Genomic DNA, 18,034 nt, shown 5'->3' with positions numbered 1-18,034 from the left:
TATCCTCGTTACTTTTCAGTGGTATTAATGTGAGATACGCGACTTCCTACAAGGCCATAGTAGGCAATGTAAAGGTAGCAAGAAGCGGGTAGTAAAAATGACAGCGTAACGCCGACGGTGTCTGCAAGCATGCCTTGAAGCAATGGAATAATGGCACCGCCAACTATGGCTAAACAAAGAATGCCTGAACCTTGTGGGGTGTCTTTTCCTAGCTGGTGAAGTGCAAGACTAAAAATGGTAGGGAACATAATTGAGTTAAACAAACCTACTCCCAAAATGCTCCACAGCGCTATGTCTCCTGTGCTTGAAAGTGATAGCAAAATAAGCGCAATAGCCACACAAGCGTTGAACGCCAGCACGTAGCCACCCGAGATTTTTTGCATGACCACAGCACCGATAAAGCGCCCTACCATCGCGCCTCCCCAGTAGTAAGCAAGCAGCTTGGCCGCCCCTGCCTCACTTAATCCGCCAACCGCCGGACTCGCTAGATAATTCACTAGCATGCTGCCAATAGCCACTTCCGCGCCGACATACATAAAAATGCCGACAGCGCCTAAAACAAGGTGCTTGTGATGCCATGCACCTCCTTTAAATACTCCAGTGCTTGCGCTGGTGTGATTTAGCTTCGGCAGCTTTAAATACATGAAAATAAGAGCCAGAAGAAGCAAAGACGCTGCAAGAATTAGGTAAGGCACTTGCACGTCTGAAGCGCCTGGCGTACCGCCTCCATGCTCTCCTGTAGCGCCGTAGATAAGATAAGAACCGAAGAAGGGAGCCACGGTTGTACCAAAAGCGTTAAATGCTTGGGTCATGGTGAGTCGTGACGAGGCAGTTTTAGGGTCGCCGAGTGCCGTTACATAAGGGTTGGCAGACACCTGAAGTACGGTTATACCAGACGCTAATACAAAAAGAGCTAACAGAAAAATACCGTATATTTGACCTGATGCAGCGGGGAAGAACAGCAAGCACCCCACGCAGGCTATAGCGAGCCCAAGTACAATACCTTTCTGGTAACCAATGCGCGACACCACCATGCCTGCAGGCAGTGACACAATGAAATAGGCACTAAAAAAGCAAAACTGAATCAGCATTGCTTGTGTGAAGCTAAGGTTGAATGCACCTTTTAAGTAAGGAATAAGGATGTCATTCAAACAGGTAATAAAACCCCACATGAAGAACAGCGTGGTGAGTGAGATAAGCGCAAAACGGTATCCACCGTTTGCCTCTGCCTCTTGGGAGCTTGAAATATTAGGCTGCACTGGTGTGTCCACGAATAACCTCTGTTGCTATTTTTCTATTTAATGATAAATTTACATTTGAAAGCGCTTACATCTAACTACAAATGATTTTGTAAGCGCTTACATTGAAGAGATAATTACACGAAGCGTAATCGAATTCAATGTAAATATGATGTTATTTGCCCTGTCTAGCGCAGGGTTAATATGAAAAAATTGTTATAGTCAGGACATACCCACGATGCAAGAAATTAACCTTCCATCCAATTCAATGATGTTGTCGAAAGACTTTTTGTTTGGTGTGGCTACATCAAGTTTCCAAATAGAGGGAGACAGAAAAGGAAGATTAGATTGTATTTGGGACACGTTCTGCGAAAAGAAAAATGCCATTACTGATGCCACTAATGGTGACATTGCCTGTAACCACATAGATTTGTGGAAACAAGATGTAGAGCTAATTGATTCTCTTGGTGTTGATGCTTATAGGCTGTCTATCTCGTGGCCGCGAGTGATGAAACAGGACGGTAGCGTAAACGAAGTGGGCATGCGCTTTTACGTAAACTTAGTCAATGAAGTTATCAAGCGCGGCATGAAAGTGTTCGTGACGCTTTATCACTGGGATTTACCGCAACACCTTGAAGACAATGGTGGCTGGCTTAATCGCAACACAGCCTATGAATTCGAAAAATATGCTGAAGCCGTAGCAAACACGTTGGGCGAAAAAGTCCACTCTTACGCGACATTAAATGAGCCATTTTGTTCAGCCTATTTGGGTTATGAGGCAGGCATTCATGCACCTGGAAAGACAGGCATGGCAAATGGTCGAAAGGCAGCGCATCACCTATTGCTTGCTCACGGTTTAGCGTTGAAGGTGCTTAACCGAGTTTGCCCAAAAAGCCAAAACGGTATCGTACTTAACTTTAGCAATTGCCATACAAAAAGTGATTCACCCGAAGACATACACGCCGCCAAACTCGCCGATGATTACCACAATCAATGGTATCTAAAACCTATTATTGAAGGCAAATATCCAGACATTATCGATAAGCTCGCTCCCGACGTTAAGCCCGACATTACGGAAGGTGATATGGCTATTATCTGCCAACCAATCGATTACTTAGGCATTAATTATTACACCCGCACTGTGTATCAAAGTGACGGCAATGGTTGGTTTGAAATTGTGCCTCCAGCCACAACCGAGTTAACCGCAATGGGCTGGGAAATCACTCCTGATGCCTTTACCGAGCTGCTTGTTGATTTGCACCAACGCTACGACTTACCGCCTATCTACATCACTGAAAACGGAGCAGCAATGGATGATGAGCTCATAGATGGGGAAGTGTTGGACAATGGGCGTACCGCCTACTTCCACACCCATTTAAATGCGGTAAATGAAGCAATAGAAAAAGGCGTAGACATACGCGGATATTTTGCATGGAGCTTAATGGACAACTTTGAGTGGGCACTGGGCTATTCAAAGCGTTTCGGCATAGTTTATGTCGACTACGCAACCCAAAAACGTACGCCAAAACAAAGCGCTTTGGCTTATTCAAAACTGGTTAAGAGCCGGATAAATGGGTACATTAGCGGTATCAAATAAGGACAAGTACCAAACCGTATGGCAACAATTTACCAAGTATCAGAGGCCGCAGGTGTTTCGTTAGCTACCGTTTCTCGCGTAATGAATGGCAACGCGAAGGTAAGCGAGCGCACCCGCAAAAAAGTAGAGGATGCTATGGCATCGTTGGGATATCAACCCAATGCCATCGCTCAATCTCTTGCGTCAAACCGCACTAACAGCGTCGGTTTGCTCGTATCAGAACTGCACGGCTCTTACTTTGGCGACTTGATGAGTACGGTAGAACATGTGCTTAAACAAAACGGTAAGCACGTTATTATTACCGCCGGTCATGTGGATGAAAAGCGCGAGCACGAAGCTATTGAGTTTTTAAAAAGCCGCCGTTGCGATGCCTTGATTCTTCACGCTGAAGCCGTCTCCGATGACTACTTAAAAACACTAGTAGACAGTAAGATCCCCGTTGTTGTGATAAACCGAAAAGTGGACGCTCTCGACGAGAACTGCTTTGTTGTGGACAACGAAAGAGGCGGTTACATGGCAACGAAAGCTGCTATTGATGCAGGCCACAAAAAGATTGCGTACATTAGCGGCCCGCTATTTAAAAAGGATGCGAGCGATCGTCTGGCAGGTCACAAAAGAGCCCTTCAAGAAGCAGGGGTTACCTTTCGTGAAAACAGTGTCTTTGAAGGTGACTTCCACGAGTCATCAGGCCAAGAAGGCATGCAGCATCTTCAGAGAACATTCTCTGACTTTACCGCATTGGTATGCGCGAACGACGAAATGGCCTCTGGTGCAATGACCGCCGCAAGAGAAGCGGGATTTGATATACCGTCACAGCTTTCTATCATTGGCTTCGATAACGTACTGTTTTCGCGCTACCTTTATCCAAAACTCACTACCATTAATAACCCTATTCACGCTATGGGAGAAATGGCTGCTTATTGGGTGCTACAACATGTTTATGACATAAAAAGCCCCATTCCTATTGAGCACCTATTTGAACCCGAAGTAATAAATAGGGACACATTAGGCAAATTATAAAATGAATAAAGCCCTGTCTCCGTCGCTGTATTACACACTCATTGTCTCTCTTGGAGGGTTTATTTTTGGCTTCGATGCCAGTGTGATAGCAGGAGCCAATGGCTTTATCGATGCCGAATTTAACCTAAGCGACTGGCAGCAAGGCTTCGTCGTAAGCTCACCAACACTAGGCGCGCTAATTGCCATGCTATTTGCCGGCGGCGTTAGCGACGCTATTGGCAGGCGCAAAGCACTCATTCTTGTCGCTTTCCTTTACCTGCTTTCTTCTGTCGGCTCAGCCTTAGCCCCTAATTTCGAACTATTAGTGCTTTCTCGCTTTATTGGCGGCATTGCGTTTTGTTCGCTGATCATTGCCCCGCTGTATATTTCGGAAATAAGCGCTCCAGAAAACCGAGGCAAAATGGTGTCGGTGAACCAGCTAAATATTGTATTTGGCTTCGCCCTTTCCTATTTCACCAACTATTACCTGCTACAGCTGAGTAACAGCGGTGCAGGTTGGGTTGCTGAATGGGGTTTAGATACGCATTTGTGGCGCTACATGCTGGGCTTGGAGGTTATTCCCGCTGCACTATGGTTTGGTTTACTGTTTACTATTCCACGTAGCCCTAGGTGGCTCGTATTGAAAGGCCAGAACAAAGAGGCGGAGCAGGTAATAAATCGCTTATTCGACAAAGCCCAAGCCAGCGCTCTTGTTGAAGATATAGCGTCTTCACTTAAAGAAAAGTCGTGGCCTTTTCGTGAACGCCTAGGCTTTCTAAAGGCGAAGGCCATGCGATTTCCGTTAATGGTGGGCATTATTATTGCCATTGCTCAGCAAATTACCGGCATTAACGTTATCTTTTTTTACGCGCCCACGATTTTTGAACAAAGCGGTGTAGGTACCAATGCGGCATTTATGCAGGCTGTATGGATTGGCTTGGTTAACGTAGCATTTACCGTGGTTGCTATGCTAACTATTGATAAATGGGGAAGAAAACCGCTGCTGCTGATTGGCTTAACTGGCGTAGTGATCAGCATGTCTATTTGTACCTATGGCTTTAAACAGGCGACATATCAAGTACAGCAAACGGCCATAAACGAAATACAGCAAGATGCGCCGAGTGTGGCAATAAAGCTAACTCCACTAACCAACGATATTTACTATTCAGACGTTGAGTTTAAGCGCACGCTAAAGACCACACTTACCAGCGACGAATACGATGCGTATCAGCAACCATTGCTAACTAGCAGTATTAATATGAATGCACCTTTAGTGTTGTTTGGCATTATTGCGTTTGTTGCTTCGTTCGCGATGTCTCTTGGCCCAGTGATGTGGGCAATGCTTGCTGAAATTTTTCCGAATCAAACCCGCGCTTTGGCTATTTCATTAGTTGGCATGGTGAATTCACTCACCAGTTTTCTAGTTCAAGTTGTTTTCCCTTGGGAGTTGGCCAACTTGGGAGCCGCGGCCACGTTTGCAATTTACGGTGTGTTTGCCTTAGTCAGCCTGATATTAGTTGCTAAGTTCTTCCCAGAAACAAAAGGAAGAACGTTGGAAGAAATCACGGAAGAATTTGAGCGATCCGCTTAGCTGAGGTCAATCCTGTATATTAAGGCAACCTGATAGCATGCTGACCTGCACAAAGGTTATCCATTCTCGCCTCTTCTAATAGTAGTGTTGATGATACATTTAACGCGCTTGGCGTAACGTGAGAAGCAACTAGGATGAGATGGTTGGCAGCGTAGCGATTTAATACCTCACACACTTTATGCTGAGTAGTCACATCCAAGCCCTCGAAGGGTTCATCAACAAGCAACACTTTTGCGTGAGATAAAATAGCGCGCGCTAAGGCTAGTCGCTTACGCTCTCCCCCAGAGAGCGTCCTACCCGCCTTGCCAACCCACATAGACAACGGCAACAGTGCCTCTAGCCCTAATTGAGCTAACAGGTTAGTCATGTCATCAAGGGGAATACCCATTCCGGCAGGGTCTAAATTTGAAGAGACACTGCCAGAAAGCACTATTGGCTCTTGTTCCACATAGCGCCAGTTTTTAATTAAGCCATCGGCTATACGCATGCCATCCACTTCTTTAAGTCCAGTAGAAGGCACAACCCCCGCAATTGACTGAAGCAAAGATGACTTACCACAGCCTGACGGCCCGGATATACATACGATGCCAGTGGCTGGGAATGTAGCATTGATCAAAGGTAAGCGTCTATTTTTGGCAGTATAATCAGATAACGTAAGTGAATGGTGCAGTTCGGTGCGTTCAAGTACTTTAATGGGTGAGGTTTTGAGCTTCTTAAGGGCTTTCGCGCTTTGTTTGTGCTGTGCAAACTTGGTAATGCTGTGAAAAGCTGCACCAGCCCAATCAGGCGCAGCCATCAATATCATGGGCACAACAATAGCAATAGGCATATACGAAAAGTCAGATATTGGACTTACTGCGCCCGACATAACTAACACTACCGCGAAAAATGCCGCGCCTTGAAACCACCAGCTCGCGCGTTGCGCTTTGTCTTTCTGCGTAGTTTGTTGTCGCCACACCCTGTCAGCACTCGGCACACTATTGATCACATGCCCACCCTCTTCCTGCGGCTTATCTGTCATTGTTTTATTTAAGTGCCATAAAGCGCTGCAGTTAAGGAAGTCGGCTGACTCTTGGCGAAACACTTTATTTTCCTTTGTCGCTTTTTCCGCAACGTTTAAACCAATAAAGCCTTGCAGCACAACGATGAAGAGCCAAATAACAAAAAGTGTAAGTAAATATGACGTGCCGGGAAGGTCAAACCATACTGCAACAATGCAAAGATTTGTGAATATAAATGTGATGTTAGAAAGCGGAGCTATCCAAGCAATCCACCGACTGGCAAGCGTTTCGGTATGCTGCGCTAATGCTTCTGTTGTGAACGCTTTGTCGGAAATTTTACTGTTTTCAAGTTGACTGAATACAAGCAAGCGACCCTCTGCGATACGGGTAAGCAAATCGTTATGACCCACCCACATACTGGCATATCCCGAAGCAATGCGAAGTAGTGCTAGCGCGCGAATAACCACCGCGGGAATAACGTAGTTAAAACCTACAGGTGCAATAGCGCTGATAGCAATAAACCACGAAGAAATAACAAGAATGGTTATTCCTGCCACACCGTGTAAAAGAGTAAGCAGTAGCGTGAGATAAGCCGGTTTACTTTTCATCAAGGCTACGTTCCTTTTGATTGGCATTCGTCTTAAAGCTCGTTTCCGTCACGCTGCTACAGCCTTGTAGGTGCTCGTCTTGTACAGCGCCAATTTTGCTTTTAAGCCCTGCCTCTGATTTTGACATTGAGTTGAAGTTTGAGTTGGAAATGGCGTCTTGTTCATTCGTACTTCGCGATACCGTCCAAAAGCGGTTAAACCAGTTTGCAGGGAGTGCTTTGTGAGAAGCCCAAATCAGTGTTTTGTCTCTACCCAAACGTTCAATTAACTGTGCCAATCTTGCATGCTGGGAATCTGGCAAATGGGCTGTAGGCTCGTCTAGTAACCATATATCGTCTTTGCGCAACAGCGCTCTCGCTAGCGACAGCCGTTGCGCTTCTCCACCTGAAAGCAGCGGATAATCAGTCATTACCGTATCAAGCCCCAAAGGCAATAACGACAGCCACAAGTCAAGTTCTACTGCTTCTAGCGCTTTCATAAGCGCGTCGTCTGTATAGGTGTCGTTTAAGCACAGATTTTCACGCACGGTACCTGGCGTGATCACGGGGTGCTGGGTAATCCAAATTACCGGTTCACTGAATTTATGTGTGCTAGGCCTTTGACCGCCTAAGGCTTCTAATAATAGTGTTTTACCTGAACCAGAGCGCCCGCTAATGAGTATTTTATCGCCCTTTAATACTACGAGGGATTCAGCATGCAGAAGTGCAGGAGGAGCATCAACAGCCGATTTATCCTTACCGCTCGGCGAGCGAGGTTGCTGGGCGTTTATGTCAAAAACCTTAAGGTTGTTAGCCGTAAGCAATACCTCGTGTTCTGATGAATAATGGTGGGTTGTGTCAGCGTTGACCGGGTTCACTGCACTACCATCAAGATTTTGTGTGAAGCGCGAGAATAACGGCGCGAGTTCAGCTTTGGCGGCTTCTGCTTGCGCCTTTTGATGGTATACCTGCCCCAGCTTTTTCATTTCACTGAGTAACAATGGCACGGTCAGCAATATCCATAAGCCCTGCTGGAGCGTTATCTCCGGCCCAATACTCAATTCACCTAACAGTGAAAAACCAATAAATACTGCCGTAAGTGCAACTGCGAGTGTTGCAAAAAAGTCGAGCACGCTGTTGGACAAAAACGCTACGCTCACTACTTTCATAGTTCGCGCATTCAAGTTTTCACTGGCATCTTTAAGCAGGGCTGTTTGTTTTTGATGCGCCTGATAATTTGCCAGCATCGGCAGCGCGGCTAACCTATCAGTAAATAAACTTCCCAAACGTTCAAGGGCGATAAAATGCTTTCGATGTAGGGCAGCGGCTCCCTTGCCCACAATAATCATAAAAAGCGGCACTACCGGCAATGTTAGTAATAAGCCAATTCCTACAACGGGGTTCACATAAAAGATAACGGCTAAAGCAAACAAGGGGACAACAACTGCAATCATTTGCTGCACTCGATATTCAAGTGCCCAGTCAGCAAAAGCCTGTAAGTGCTGCAGCCACACCGTTTGCCAATAGTAAACCGAGTGCTGGCGAATAAGCGCATATTGACGCTCGATGAAAACCTGCTGCAAGCGCTGTTCTAGCTTATTTAATACCTGCATTTTTGCACTACTAGATAAGGCATTGAATGCGCCTTGAAGCAGCCAACTCATTCCCAAACAAACGGCAAGTCCTGTGACATCACTCGCTGTTGCAAGAGTCTGGTTTACTACCCAGTCATGAGCAATATGTGAAAAATAATAGAACCCAATAATCAAAGAAAAAAGCGACAAACACTTAACCACTACTTGCGCCATAAGCGAAGTGCGCAAGCCAAGCGACTGCGCCTTATCCATCTTATTGCACCACGCATTAAGCGTTTGCCGGTTGGGAACTTTTTCTTTGATCACTATGGTTTAGACTCTTCTTTTGCGTGACTTAGTAATGAGAGCAAATTTTGCATTTCTTTTTCATTCTTTTCCAAGTGGTGGTGGGCTGGCTGCAAGAACCCTCAGCGGCAGGGACGCTGCCGAAGAGCCCCCATGGACGAGTTCACCCCGTGTCCTTGCGGCCAGCCTACCTCCACTTCTATTCTTGGTCTTCGGGTCTATCCATATTTTCCGTCGACTCCAACCACATGGCGTTGATAATGCCAAAAGAGCACGCCAGCAAAACTCCTAAAATCCAAGCGAAATACCACATAGCGTTCTCCTTAATAAATGGTGTGAGACTGGTCGAGGTCTTCGTTTTTAATGCGTCCGCGCATTACGTAAAAGCTATAGGCCGTGTAGCTAAGTACAATAGGCACAAAGATGCAGGCAACGATAAACATTACGTTTAGCGTCATATGGCTAGACGTAGCGTCCCATACGGTTAAGCTCGCTTCTGGCATGGTGATGCTTGGCATTAAGAATGGGAACATAGAAAAGCCAGCCGTTAAGATAACGCCTGCGATAAATAGCGCGCTCGATACAAACGCCATGCCTGCATTACCTTTCTTAGAGAAAAGCGCACAGGCCAGACCCGCAATAATACCCAGCACAGGTGCTGCCATCATAAGGGGGTATTTGCTGTAGTTGCTCATCCAAGCTCCAGCTTCAATGGCAACCTCTTTCTTAAGTGGATTTGACGTTGCAATAGTGTCGACTGCCGACGTAATCACGAAGCCATCTAATCCAAATGCTACCCAAAGACCTGCAAGTACAAATAGCGTGACACCAGCCAGGCTTAACACAACCGATACTGCACGTGCGCGAACTTCAATAAAGCCATCGGTTTTCATTTGTAGCCAGGTTGCACCGTGATTCAGCAACATAGCCACAGAAAGCAATCCTGCCACCAGCGCAAACGGTGTTAAAAGGCCAAAGAACGAGCCTGTGTAGGTTGATTTAAGCGTGCTGTCCATTTCAAACGGTACGCCCAACAGCAGGTTACCAAACGCCACACCAAAGATAAGGGCTGGGATAATACCGCCAGCAAATAGCGCCCAATCCCACGCTTTACGCCACTGAGGGTTTGGTAGTTTACTGCGGTAGTCAAAGCCTATCGGGCGCATCCAAAGGGCAATTAAGGTAAGGGCCAATGCTAGGTAAAACCCAGAAAACGCAGTGGCGTAAATCATCGGCCACGCGGCGAAAATAGCGCCACCTGCGGTGATAAACCAAACTTGGTTGCCATCCCAATGCGGTCCTACTGTATTTATCATTACGCGACGTTCTTTGTCATTTTTACCAATAAGCGTGAGCAGAGCTCCAACGCCCAAATCGAAGCCATCAGTAACCGCGAAGCCAATTAGCAGAACGCCAACCAAGCACCACCAAATGACTCTTAGTAATTCATAATCAATCATGCTTTTGCTCCTTGCTCATCAAGGTCAATAAGATCAAATTCAGTGTCAGGCTGCTTATCTGCAGGGGGAATCGGCCCTTTTTTGGCAAACTTCTTCATTAAGTAAAAACCAATAATGAACATGCCGGTGTAGAAAGCACTGTAGGCTACAAGGGTTATTACCACGTCGCTTACGGCGAGATTAGATACCGACGTATGCACCGGAAGCACCTCTGCAATTGACCATGGCTGGCGGCCATATTCAGCGACAAACCAGCCAGCCTCACAAGCAATCCAAGGAAGCGGCAAGCCGTAGAGCGCGCTTTTTAATAGCCAGCGTGGCTTAGTAATTTTGTGCTTGGTGCTGTAGTAAAAGGCACACACAAATAGCGCAAGCATGATAAAGCCAGCCGCAACCATCAAACGGAAACACCAAAACAAAGGAGCAACTGGCGGAATGCTGTAATCTACTGCCTGTTGAAGCGCGGCATCAGAGGGGTTTGAAACGTTCTCAGTAAAAGGCTCTAGCAGCATGGCATAGCCTAAACTATCTTTATTTGCATCGAATGCAGCACGTTGCTCAGCTGTCGCGGTGCCGTTTCTTACATCATCAAGCACTTCATAGGCTTTAATTCCGCTTAGAATACGCTCGCGATTCTCTTCTTTAAGATCCTTAATACCTTTTACTTCTTCGGTTAACGAACGGGTAGCAATAATGCCCATTGCCCAAGGAATTTGAAGGGCGTACTCGGTTTCCTGCTTCTCGTCGTTTGGAATACCAAACACGGTAAACGGCGCAGGTGCAGGATGGGTTTCGTACTCAGCTTCAACTGCTGCCAGCTTCACTTTTTGTACATCACCAAGCTCATAACCACTCTCATCACCTAGCACGATCACAGAAAGCGTTGAGGCTAGGCCAAAGCTAGCAGCTATGGCGAACGAACGGCGCGCAAAGGCGATATGCTTATGATTAAGCAGGTAGTAACTTGAAATTGCCAACACAAACATTGCGCCGGTCACGTAACCTGCTGATACAGTGTGAACAAATTTGACCTGTGCTACGGGGTTAAAAATAACCTCAGCAAAGCTTGTCATTTCCATACGCATGGCTTCAAAATTAAATTCAGCGCCTACCGGGTATTGCATCCAGCCGTTAGCAATCAAGATCCACAGTGCAGAGAAGTTTGAACCAATGGCCACCAGCCAAGTCGCCATCAGATGCTTCACCTTTGACATTTTGTCCCAGCCAAAGAAAAACAACCCCACGAAGGTAGATTCCAGGAAAAAGGCCATTAGGCCTTCGATGGCAAGTGGCGCACCGAAGATATCGCCTACATAGTGAGAATAGTAAGACCAATTCATTCCGAACTGGAATTCCATGGTTAAGCCTGTGGCTACACCAATGGCAAAGTTAATTCCAAACAGCTTTCCCCAGAATTGGGTCATCTGCTTATAAATTTCTTTACCCGTCATTACGTATACCGATTCCATAATGGCAAGTAAGAAACTAAGCCCCAAAGTTAAGGGTACAAATATAAAGTGGAACATTGCAGTTAATGCAAATTGCCACCGCGATAGTTCTATTAACGTATCGCTCATGGGTTATCTCCCTTGTATTTCGTGTGCGCGTTAAACGCTTAGCAGAAAAGTGGTTTAAAATTCAGTGATGAACACATGAATATGCCGCATGGCAAGAGCACGGTTTATGCCATACATCAGTAATTTGGCTGCTAAAGCGCAATTACCGATAAACGGCGGTATTTTCGTACTGTGCAGATAAATTATTCCACGACCGAGCGTGTGGCTTATTGATCCAACGCAACAATTGATGGCGATGCATTCGCCATATTTGTCATTTAGGTGACAAATATGGCACAAGAGAAAGGCTGCTTAGCAGATTGTCAAAAAGTGGAGTATAAGGAAAAGTTAAGGGGTATATGAGAGTGTGAACGCGCCTCGTAATTCTCCCAATTCAAACCCTGTAGCTTGATCACTGGGATAGTGCTTTAGAATGGATTGTTTTACTGAAGGTGCCACATTGGCTCCGTGGCATGCCATGCACACCTGACCTTGTTCAATCGCCATCATGTACCTAAACTCACCGCTTTCGCTATCGTATTGATAAGTTTCAATAGGTCTTTTAGGGGCCAAATTGTCTTGCTTAGCTTTGGTCAGTAATTGTGAAAACCATGCTAACTGCTCACGCTCCCATTGATCTGCCGCATTGTTTGGGTTCCTTACTTTCAGCGCGGTACGCCCAACCTCCCACCCGTTTTGACTGAGCGCCAGAGCAATAGGAGCCGCTGCGATCTGGCATTCGTTAACGCCAGCTTCTAGCCCTCCGGATTGAATTGCTTGCTGTAGTCGTGATTTTAGCGCGCCTCCCAGCGCTTTTGCGTGTAGTCGCGCTTCTTTGACTTTTTCCTGCACACTATTTTCACTTTGTTTCTCATTGGCAGTCGCTGTGTCTGCCAATGAATGAGCACTACTTGCCAATAAGCTTATCGCCACCAGCATTACGCCATTTTTCATTATAAAACTCTCCTAGGAATTGAATGAGTTGCTACCCAAGTATTGCCGTTTGTCTCAAACAGCGAACAAGCTCTATGCCAATATGATAAATTGCCAAAATCAAATTAGAACAAATTAATATTCAGCGCCCCATGAATATATCCATAGTACAAGCGATGATAGATGCGATAGATAAACCCGCAATCTTCATTAACCCAAGCTACGTTATTGAAGCTGTCAACCAGCCCTACAGAGACACCTACCCTGTGGATATAAAGCTTGGCTTTAGTACCTGCTATCAAGTCTCTCATCGCAACAGTAAATCTTGCGATAAGTGCGGCGAACATTGTCCCATGCAAGAGAGTAAAGCCACAGGACGAGCGGCTAGCGTAGTACACGTTCATACCACCAGTGAGGGTCAAAGCTACTGCGACATCCTCATGCGCCCGATCTTCGACGGTAGCGGAGAATTATTAGGTTTCTTGGAAATAATTGATAAGCTTTCGTTTGCTTCAAACCGACCTTCAGCAGGAAAGATGGTCGGCGAATCAGAGGCATTTAAAGCAATGTTAAACAAAATAAATCGCGCCGCTAACTCAGATATTTCAGTACTACTGTTTGGCGAAACCGGCACGGGTAAAGAGCTGGTGTCCCAAGCACTTCACTCGAGTAGTCACCGTGCTGGCAAACCATTTGTTATCATCGAGTGTACCGGCATGTCTGACACGCTGCTTGAAAGCGAACTTTTCGGTTATGAAAAAGGGGCATTTACAGGCGCTACCACAAATAAGAAAGGGCTCGTAGAAGCAGCGGAAGGCGGCACATTGTTTTTTGATGAAGTCGGCGATATCCCACTTTCAACACAAGTAAAGCTTCTGCGGCTGTTCGAGTCTCAAACTTATCGACCTGTAGGAAGCACAGTGTCTAAAAAGGCTGATTTTCGTTTGGTGTGTGCATCACACAAAAATTTAAAGCACATGGTGGAAACGGGCGAATTCAGACAAGACCTCTACTACCGCATTGCCGGTTTTCCTATCAACCTCCCTTCTTTACGACAAAGAAGATCAGATATAGCACTGATAGCCGCTCACTTTTTGGCAATGTCTAAAGAGAAAAAACGGTTTCATAAAAACGCGCTAGAAAAACTAACCAACTACCCGTTCCCAGGCAATATTCGCGAACTCAAAAACATTGTAGACCAAGCTATTTTACTGGCTGATGAAACCGTTATTTACGATACAGACTTACCCGAGCTCGATAGCATAAGCTCTGATGCTATCAATGATGCCTCTTCATCTCACGGTAACGTTGTAACCTTAGACGAATTGGAACGCCAATACTTACGTCAGGTTCACACGTCTTTTGAAGGCGATACCCAGCAACTTGCACAAGCGCTGGGAGTGAGTACCCGTACACTTTACAGAAAGCTGAAAAAAGCGGGGGTTGGAGATACTTAAAAAATAATAGGTAGAAAAATTACCAAAACGCAGGCTATGATAAAAACGCGCTAACCAGATAAAGAAAAATGACTTTAAGACGCCTACTTACACTAACACTTTGCCTTTGTATGCTTTTGCAGAATGCATTAGCACTTGGCCTTGCTGCCCATACTATGCAGCAAGCACGTGCGTTTGTAGGTGAAGATATTGAACTTATTTGTACTGGCAAGACCATGCGCTACATTTCAATTAGCGCCACTGAGTTTGAAGGTGAGTTCGTTTTTGTTAGCCCCGAACTGCTCAAAGCACCCGCCGAGCACGTTGACTGTACCAATGGCACGTTAGCCGACTTACCTCAGGTTGACGAGCCACTACATGCCACATTACCTTTACTATCGCTGGTTCGCTATCGCGCTTTAGTCGCGCGTTTAGCGGCTAAGCCCTTTACAGATTTTGCTTACGCGGCGCCGCTAAGTCGTGCCCCACCACACGCATAACAACCTCCAAAACACACTGAACATGCATGCTTTCACCATGCACAACACTCGTTTTTTAAAATGGAATTGTTATGAAGCAATCTATCATTGCGCTTGCCGTATTCACTGCGTGCGCGCCCGTACACATTTACGCAAACACCATCGACTTGGCCGATAACACTTCGACAGAAGTGGTCACCGTTATTGGCACACCGCTTTCCCTTAGCACGCAAAATATCGAGCAAGAGTCTGTTAGTGCTGCCAGCAATATTGACGCTGACTTTGGCGATCAGCTTGCCACATTACCTGGCGTGTCGATATCTCGAAACGGCCCAGTCACCGGACTTATTCAGTATAGAGGACTTTATGGTGACCGAGTTGGCGTAAGCATTGATGGCGTTGATATTGCTGGAGCAGGACCAAACGCCATGGACTCGCCCCTTTCTCATGTGCTGCCAGAACCAGGACTGACCGCCACCCTTTACCGGGGGATTGTACCAGTAAGTACAGGTGTGCAGACGCTAGGCGGAAAGCTTTGCATTCACTCTGATGCCTCAGCACTTTTTGACTTGAATACAGGCTTTAGCGGTAGTGTAAGTGCCAGCGCAATATCTCCGGGGAGCGGTCAGCAATACCAAGGCAATTTGTTTTATAAGAGTGAGCAGGCTTTTGTTAGCGGCGCCTTCACTCATCAGCAGCGCGACGAACAAGAGTCGGGAGATAACAGCGTTATACCAAACAGCCATTACCAAAGAAATGGCGGTAAGTTTAGGGCGGGCGTCGAGTGGGGCAATCACCAAATCGATGTGAGTTTTCAGCAACTTAATACTAACGAAAGCGGCACGCCTGCTTTAGCCATGGACATTGGTTTTATTGATGCCGCTTGGTATCGACTGGGCTATCGCTATAACGCGAACGATAGGGAGTTCTTCACGTTAAGCTGGTTTGGCAACAGCAACCAACATGCCATGGACAACTTCTCACAGCGCATGGTGATGTCTGCCGGCATGGCGAGAGAGAATAACGCTGATGCTATTGCTCAAGGCCTGGATGCCACCTATGTGACGCCATTTTATAAAGGCGACCTCAAACTGGGTGCCTATCTGCACCACAGCAGGAATAACTCGACCATCACCAACCCTAATAACGGCATGTTCTTCGTTGATAACTTTACCAACGTAGAAAAAGACACAGCCAGCGTATACGCAGAATGGCAGCGAGATAAAGCATCTTTTTCAACAACAATTGGTACCCGATATACACGTGTTGACATGGATGCCGGGCTAGCCGGTTCTAATATGGTTATGATGAACCCAGCCATTGCTTCACTCGTTGATGATTTCAACGCGGCAGAACGCAGTAAGAGCTATAACATGTTAGATATTGCCGCTAGCACGCGATATCACGCCAGCGACAATGTCGATGTTGTCCTTGGCGTATCGCAGAAAAACCGTGCCCCTACTTACTTCGAACGCTATACGTGGCTGCCTCTTGGTATTTCTGGGGGAATGGCAGACGGGTTTAACTACATTGGAAACTTGGCTCTAGACAACGAAACTGCACGCCAAATAGATGTGGGTATTGATTACCATTTCAAAAGCTGGTCAGTTTCTCCTCGCCTCTTTTATCAAGATATTGAAGACTATATTACTGGTTCTCCCAGCATGAATATGGCTGCCAATATGGTCTCTACCATGATGGCAGGCACAACACCATTTCAATGGACTAATACGGACGCCGTAATCAAAGGGGCAGATCTGACTGTTTCGGGTAACGTGTTTGATAACGTAAGGCTTAACGCAGTAGCAAGTGTTCAGCACGGTAATCGCGACGATATCGACGATGCGTTATTTCGTATTGCCCCCGAACAGCTCATCACTACCATTCAGTGGGACACACAGCTGCTTGATTTGCCAATGGCACTCCAATTAACGTCAGAATTGGCAGGAGCACAAAACCACGTTTCAGCGCTACAAAGTGAAAACACTACCGCTGGATATGGATTGGTGCATATTACGGGGCTTTTCACCCTTATAGATAATGCACAGTCAAACCTTCAGGTAACGGCAACCGTTCATAACCTGTTTGATAAACACTACGCCCCACACACAGCAGGAATTAACCGCGTGATGAATACTGATGTTGCAGTAGGTGAGCGAGTACCCGCTGCCGGACGAGAGTGGCATTTATCGCTGAGCTACAGGTTCTAACCGTTTAAAACTCAAACTCCAAAAGGCATAAAGATAAACCAGTGATTCTCCTTCGCTGGTTTATCTACTCGTAATGTCTGATACACATGCCGTTTTAAACGCTAGAAATGAAAACTTGCGCACTAACGTAAGTATTTGGGAGGTAACGAGCTGTGTCAGATTACAGCGGGAAATAAGGTTGAGAATGCCTGCCACAAGAGCCGCAGGGCCAACAGTGTCACCACTATCTTAAACGCCAGCATAAATTTTTCAGCTGGGACACGCTTTAATACTTTCAAGCCGATGAATGTGCCGAGCGCACCACTGGCAATCATAATAATGATTAGCCCGGCCCACTGGGCAAAAGAAAACCCTACAAAGGTAAAAACAAACGCTTTAAGGCCGTGTTGCAGTGTCATACAGCTGGCAAACGTGCCGGTTATCTGCATTTTGCTGTAATTATTTCTGTGTACAAATGCCGCCACCAAAGGCCCTGTAGCACCTACAAACATTGAAACCAACGTGGTTACTAACCCTGCCAATGTTCTACCCGCGGGGTTCATTTCTTGTGCCTTGGGTTTACTCCCCCACACCAGAAATAAAATAAATGCGGCAACCGCAAATTGAATAATAACCAACGGCAGCTGAACCACAACAAACGAGGCAAAAAAAGCGCCAACAATTGCGCCTAAAGAAAAATACTTCAGCATATTCCAGTCGATATGCCTTGCCGTCATCAGTGCACGGTTGCCGTTTGAACCAAGCTGTACTAGACCGTGAACCGGGATCAGCGCACTGACTGGCATAGTACCGGCCATTACTGCCAGCAATAAGACCCCGCCACCAATACCCAGCGTTGCTGTCATCATCGACGTAAAAAAGGAGGTAACAACAAGTACTACTGATGATGACATCAACATCGCATCATTGGCCGTTAACCAGCTATAAAGTAACTCCAAGGGTCAAATTCCACCTTAATTCGTAGCGCAGTTTGTATGGTTTGAGTGATCATTACACCAAAACATATCGTTTAAATATCATACAAAACTCACGCCTAGCGCGTAAGGTTATTTATCATGCCTTCTATTA

The 18,034-nt window shown here is 46.2% G+C and carries 14 protein-coding genes; 6 read left to right on the top strand and 8 right to left on the bottom strand.

Features of this window, described 5'->3' with window-relative positions; genetic code table 11:
* Positions 1 to 8: 8 nt before the first annotated feature.
* Positions 9 to 1,271, bottom strand: a complete 1,263-nt coding sequence (locus tag MHN02_RS01185; RefSeq protein ID WP_239244214.1) for a sugar MFS transporter — start codon at positions 1,269 to 1,271, stop codon at positions 9 to 11.
* 205 nt (positions 1,272 to 1,476) lie between these two features.
* On the opposite strand from MHN02_RS01185, the gene MHN02_RS01180 reads away from it, so the two are divergent.
* Genes MHN02_RS01180 through MHN02_RS01170 form a run of 3 tightly spaced genes read left to right on the top strand, consistent with a single transcriptional unit; the run spans position 1,477 to position 5,425 of the window.
* On the top strand, positions 1,477 to 2,835 hold the full coding sequence (locus MHN02_RS01180; protein ID WP_239244212.1) for a GH1 family beta-glucosidase: 1,359 nt from the start codon (positions 1,477 to 1,479) through the stop codon (positions 2,833 to 2,835).
* Between the two features lie 18 nt (positions 2,836 to 2,853).
* Entirely contained in the window at positions 2,854 to 3,855 is a 1,002-nt protein-coding gene (locus MHN02_RS01175; RefSeq protein WP_239244210.1) for a LacI family DNA-binding transcriptional regulator, read from the top strand.
* 1 nt (position 3,856) lies between these two features.
* Positions 3,857 to 5,425, top strand: a complete 1,569-nt coding sequence (locus tag MHN02_RS01170) for a sugar porter family MFS transporter (protein WP_239244208.1) — start codon at positions 3,857 to 3,859, stop codon at positions 5,423 to 5,425.
* Positions 5,426 to 5,444: 19 nt separating this feature from the next.
* Here MHN02_RS01170 and MHN02_RS01165 read toward each other — a convergent pair whose 3' ends face one another.
* The 6 genes from MHN02_RS01165 to MHN02_RS01140 all read right to left on the bottom strand — a co-directional run bounded on the left by MHN02_RS01165 (position 5,445) and on the right by MHN02_RS01140 (position 12,862).
* Positions 5,445 to 7,034: an ATP-binding cassette domain-containing protein gene (locus MHN02_RS01165; protein ID WP_239244206.1), complete on the bottom strand. Its 1,590-nt coding sequence runs from the start codon at positions 7,032 to 7,034 to the stop codon at positions 5,445 to 5,447.
* Positions 7,024 to 8,913 (bottom strand): ATP-binding cassette domain-containing protein, encoded by a 1,890-nt coding sequence (locus MHN02_RS01160; RefSeq protein WP_239244204.1) that lies wholly within the window; start codon positions 8,911 to 8,913, stop codon positions 7,024 to 7,026. Before MHN02_RS01160 ends, MHN02_RS01165 begins: the two co-directional genes overlap by 11 nt.
* Positions 8,914 to 9,091: 178 nt before the next feature.
* Positions 9,092 to 9,205 carry a cytochrome bd-I oxidase subunit CydX gene (gene cydX, locus MHN02_RS01155; RefSeq protein WP_014951149.1) on the bottom strand — a complete coding sequence of 38 codons (114 nt, stop codon included), beginning with the start codon at positions 9,203 to 9,205 and terminating at the stop codon, positions 9,092 to 9,094.
* Positions 9,206 to 9,215: 10 nt separating this feature from the next.
* Entirely contained in the window at positions 9,216 to 10,352 is a 1,137-nt protein-coding gene (cydB, locus tag MHN02_RS01150) for a cytochrome d ubiquinol oxidase subunit II (protein WP_014951150.1), read from the bottom strand.
* Positions 10,349 to 11,929 carry a cytochrome ubiquinol oxidase subunit I gene (locus tag MHN02_RS01145; RefSeq protein ID WP_239244202.1) on the bottom strand — a complete coding sequence of 527 codons (1,581 nt, stop codon included), beginning with the start codon at positions 11,927 to 11,929 and terminating at the stop codon, positions 10,349 to 10,351. The genes cydB and MHN02_RS01145 overlap by 4 nt, the downstream gene beginning before the upstream one ends.
* A 327-nt stretch (positions 11,930 to 12,256) precedes the next feature.
* The gene (locus MHN02_RS01140; protein ID WP_239244200.1) at positions 12,257 to 12,862 is read right to left on the bottom strand and encodes a DUF3365 domain-containing protein; all 606 of its coding nucleotides are present in this window, start codon (positions 12,860 to 12,862) and stop codon (positions 12,257 to 12,259) included.
* Between the two features lie 155 nt (positions 12,863 to 13,017).
* On the opposite strand from MHN02_RS01140, the gene MHN02_RS01135 reads away from it, so the two are divergent.
* The 3 genes from MHN02_RS01135 (at position 13,018) to MHN02_RS01125 (ending at position 16,966) form a co-directional block, all read left to right on the top strand.
* Positions 13,018 to 14,298, top strand: coding sequence for a sigma-54-dependent Fis family transcriptional regulator (locus MHN02_RS01135; protein ID WP_239244292.1), 1,281 nt, complete (start codon positions 13,018 to 13,020; stop codon positions 14,296 to 14,298).
* 110 nt (positions 14,299 to 14,408) lie between these two features.
* Positions 14,409 to 14,777 carry a hypothetical protein gene (locus MHN02_RS01130; RefSeq protein WP_232379095.1) on the top strand — a complete coding sequence of 123 codons (369 nt, stop codon included), beginning with the start codon at positions 14,409 to 14,411 and terminating at the stop codon, positions 14,775 to 14,777.
* A 71-nt stretch (positions 14,778 to 14,848) separates the two neighbouring features.
* Positions 14,849 to 16,966, top strand: coding sequence for a TonB-dependent receptor (locus MHN02_RS01125; RefSeq protein ID WP_239244198.1), 2,118 nt, complete (start codon positions 14,849 to 14,851; stop codon positions 16,964 to 16,966).
* A gap of 155 nt (positions 16,967 to 17,121) precedes the next feature.
* Here MHN02_RS01125 and MHN02_RS01120 read toward each other — a convergent pair whose 3' ends face one another.
* Positions 17,122 to 17,904: a sulfite exporter TauE/SafE family protein gene (locus MHN02_RS01120; RefSeq protein ID WP_239244196.1), complete on the bottom strand. Its 783-nt coding sequence runs from the start codon at positions 17,902 to 17,904 to the stop codon at positions 17,122 to 17,124.
* Positions 17,905 to 18,034: the final 130 nt, after the last annotated feature.

It is taken from the genome of Alteromonas sp. CNT1-28 (genome assembly GCF_022348345.1).
Lineage (GTDB): Bacteria > Pseudomonadota > Gammaproteobacteria > Enterobacterales > Alteromonadaceae > Alteromonas > Alteromonas macleodii.
Note: the sequence above shows the minus strand (reverse complement) of the source record. Positions and strands in the feature narration are given on the sequence as shown.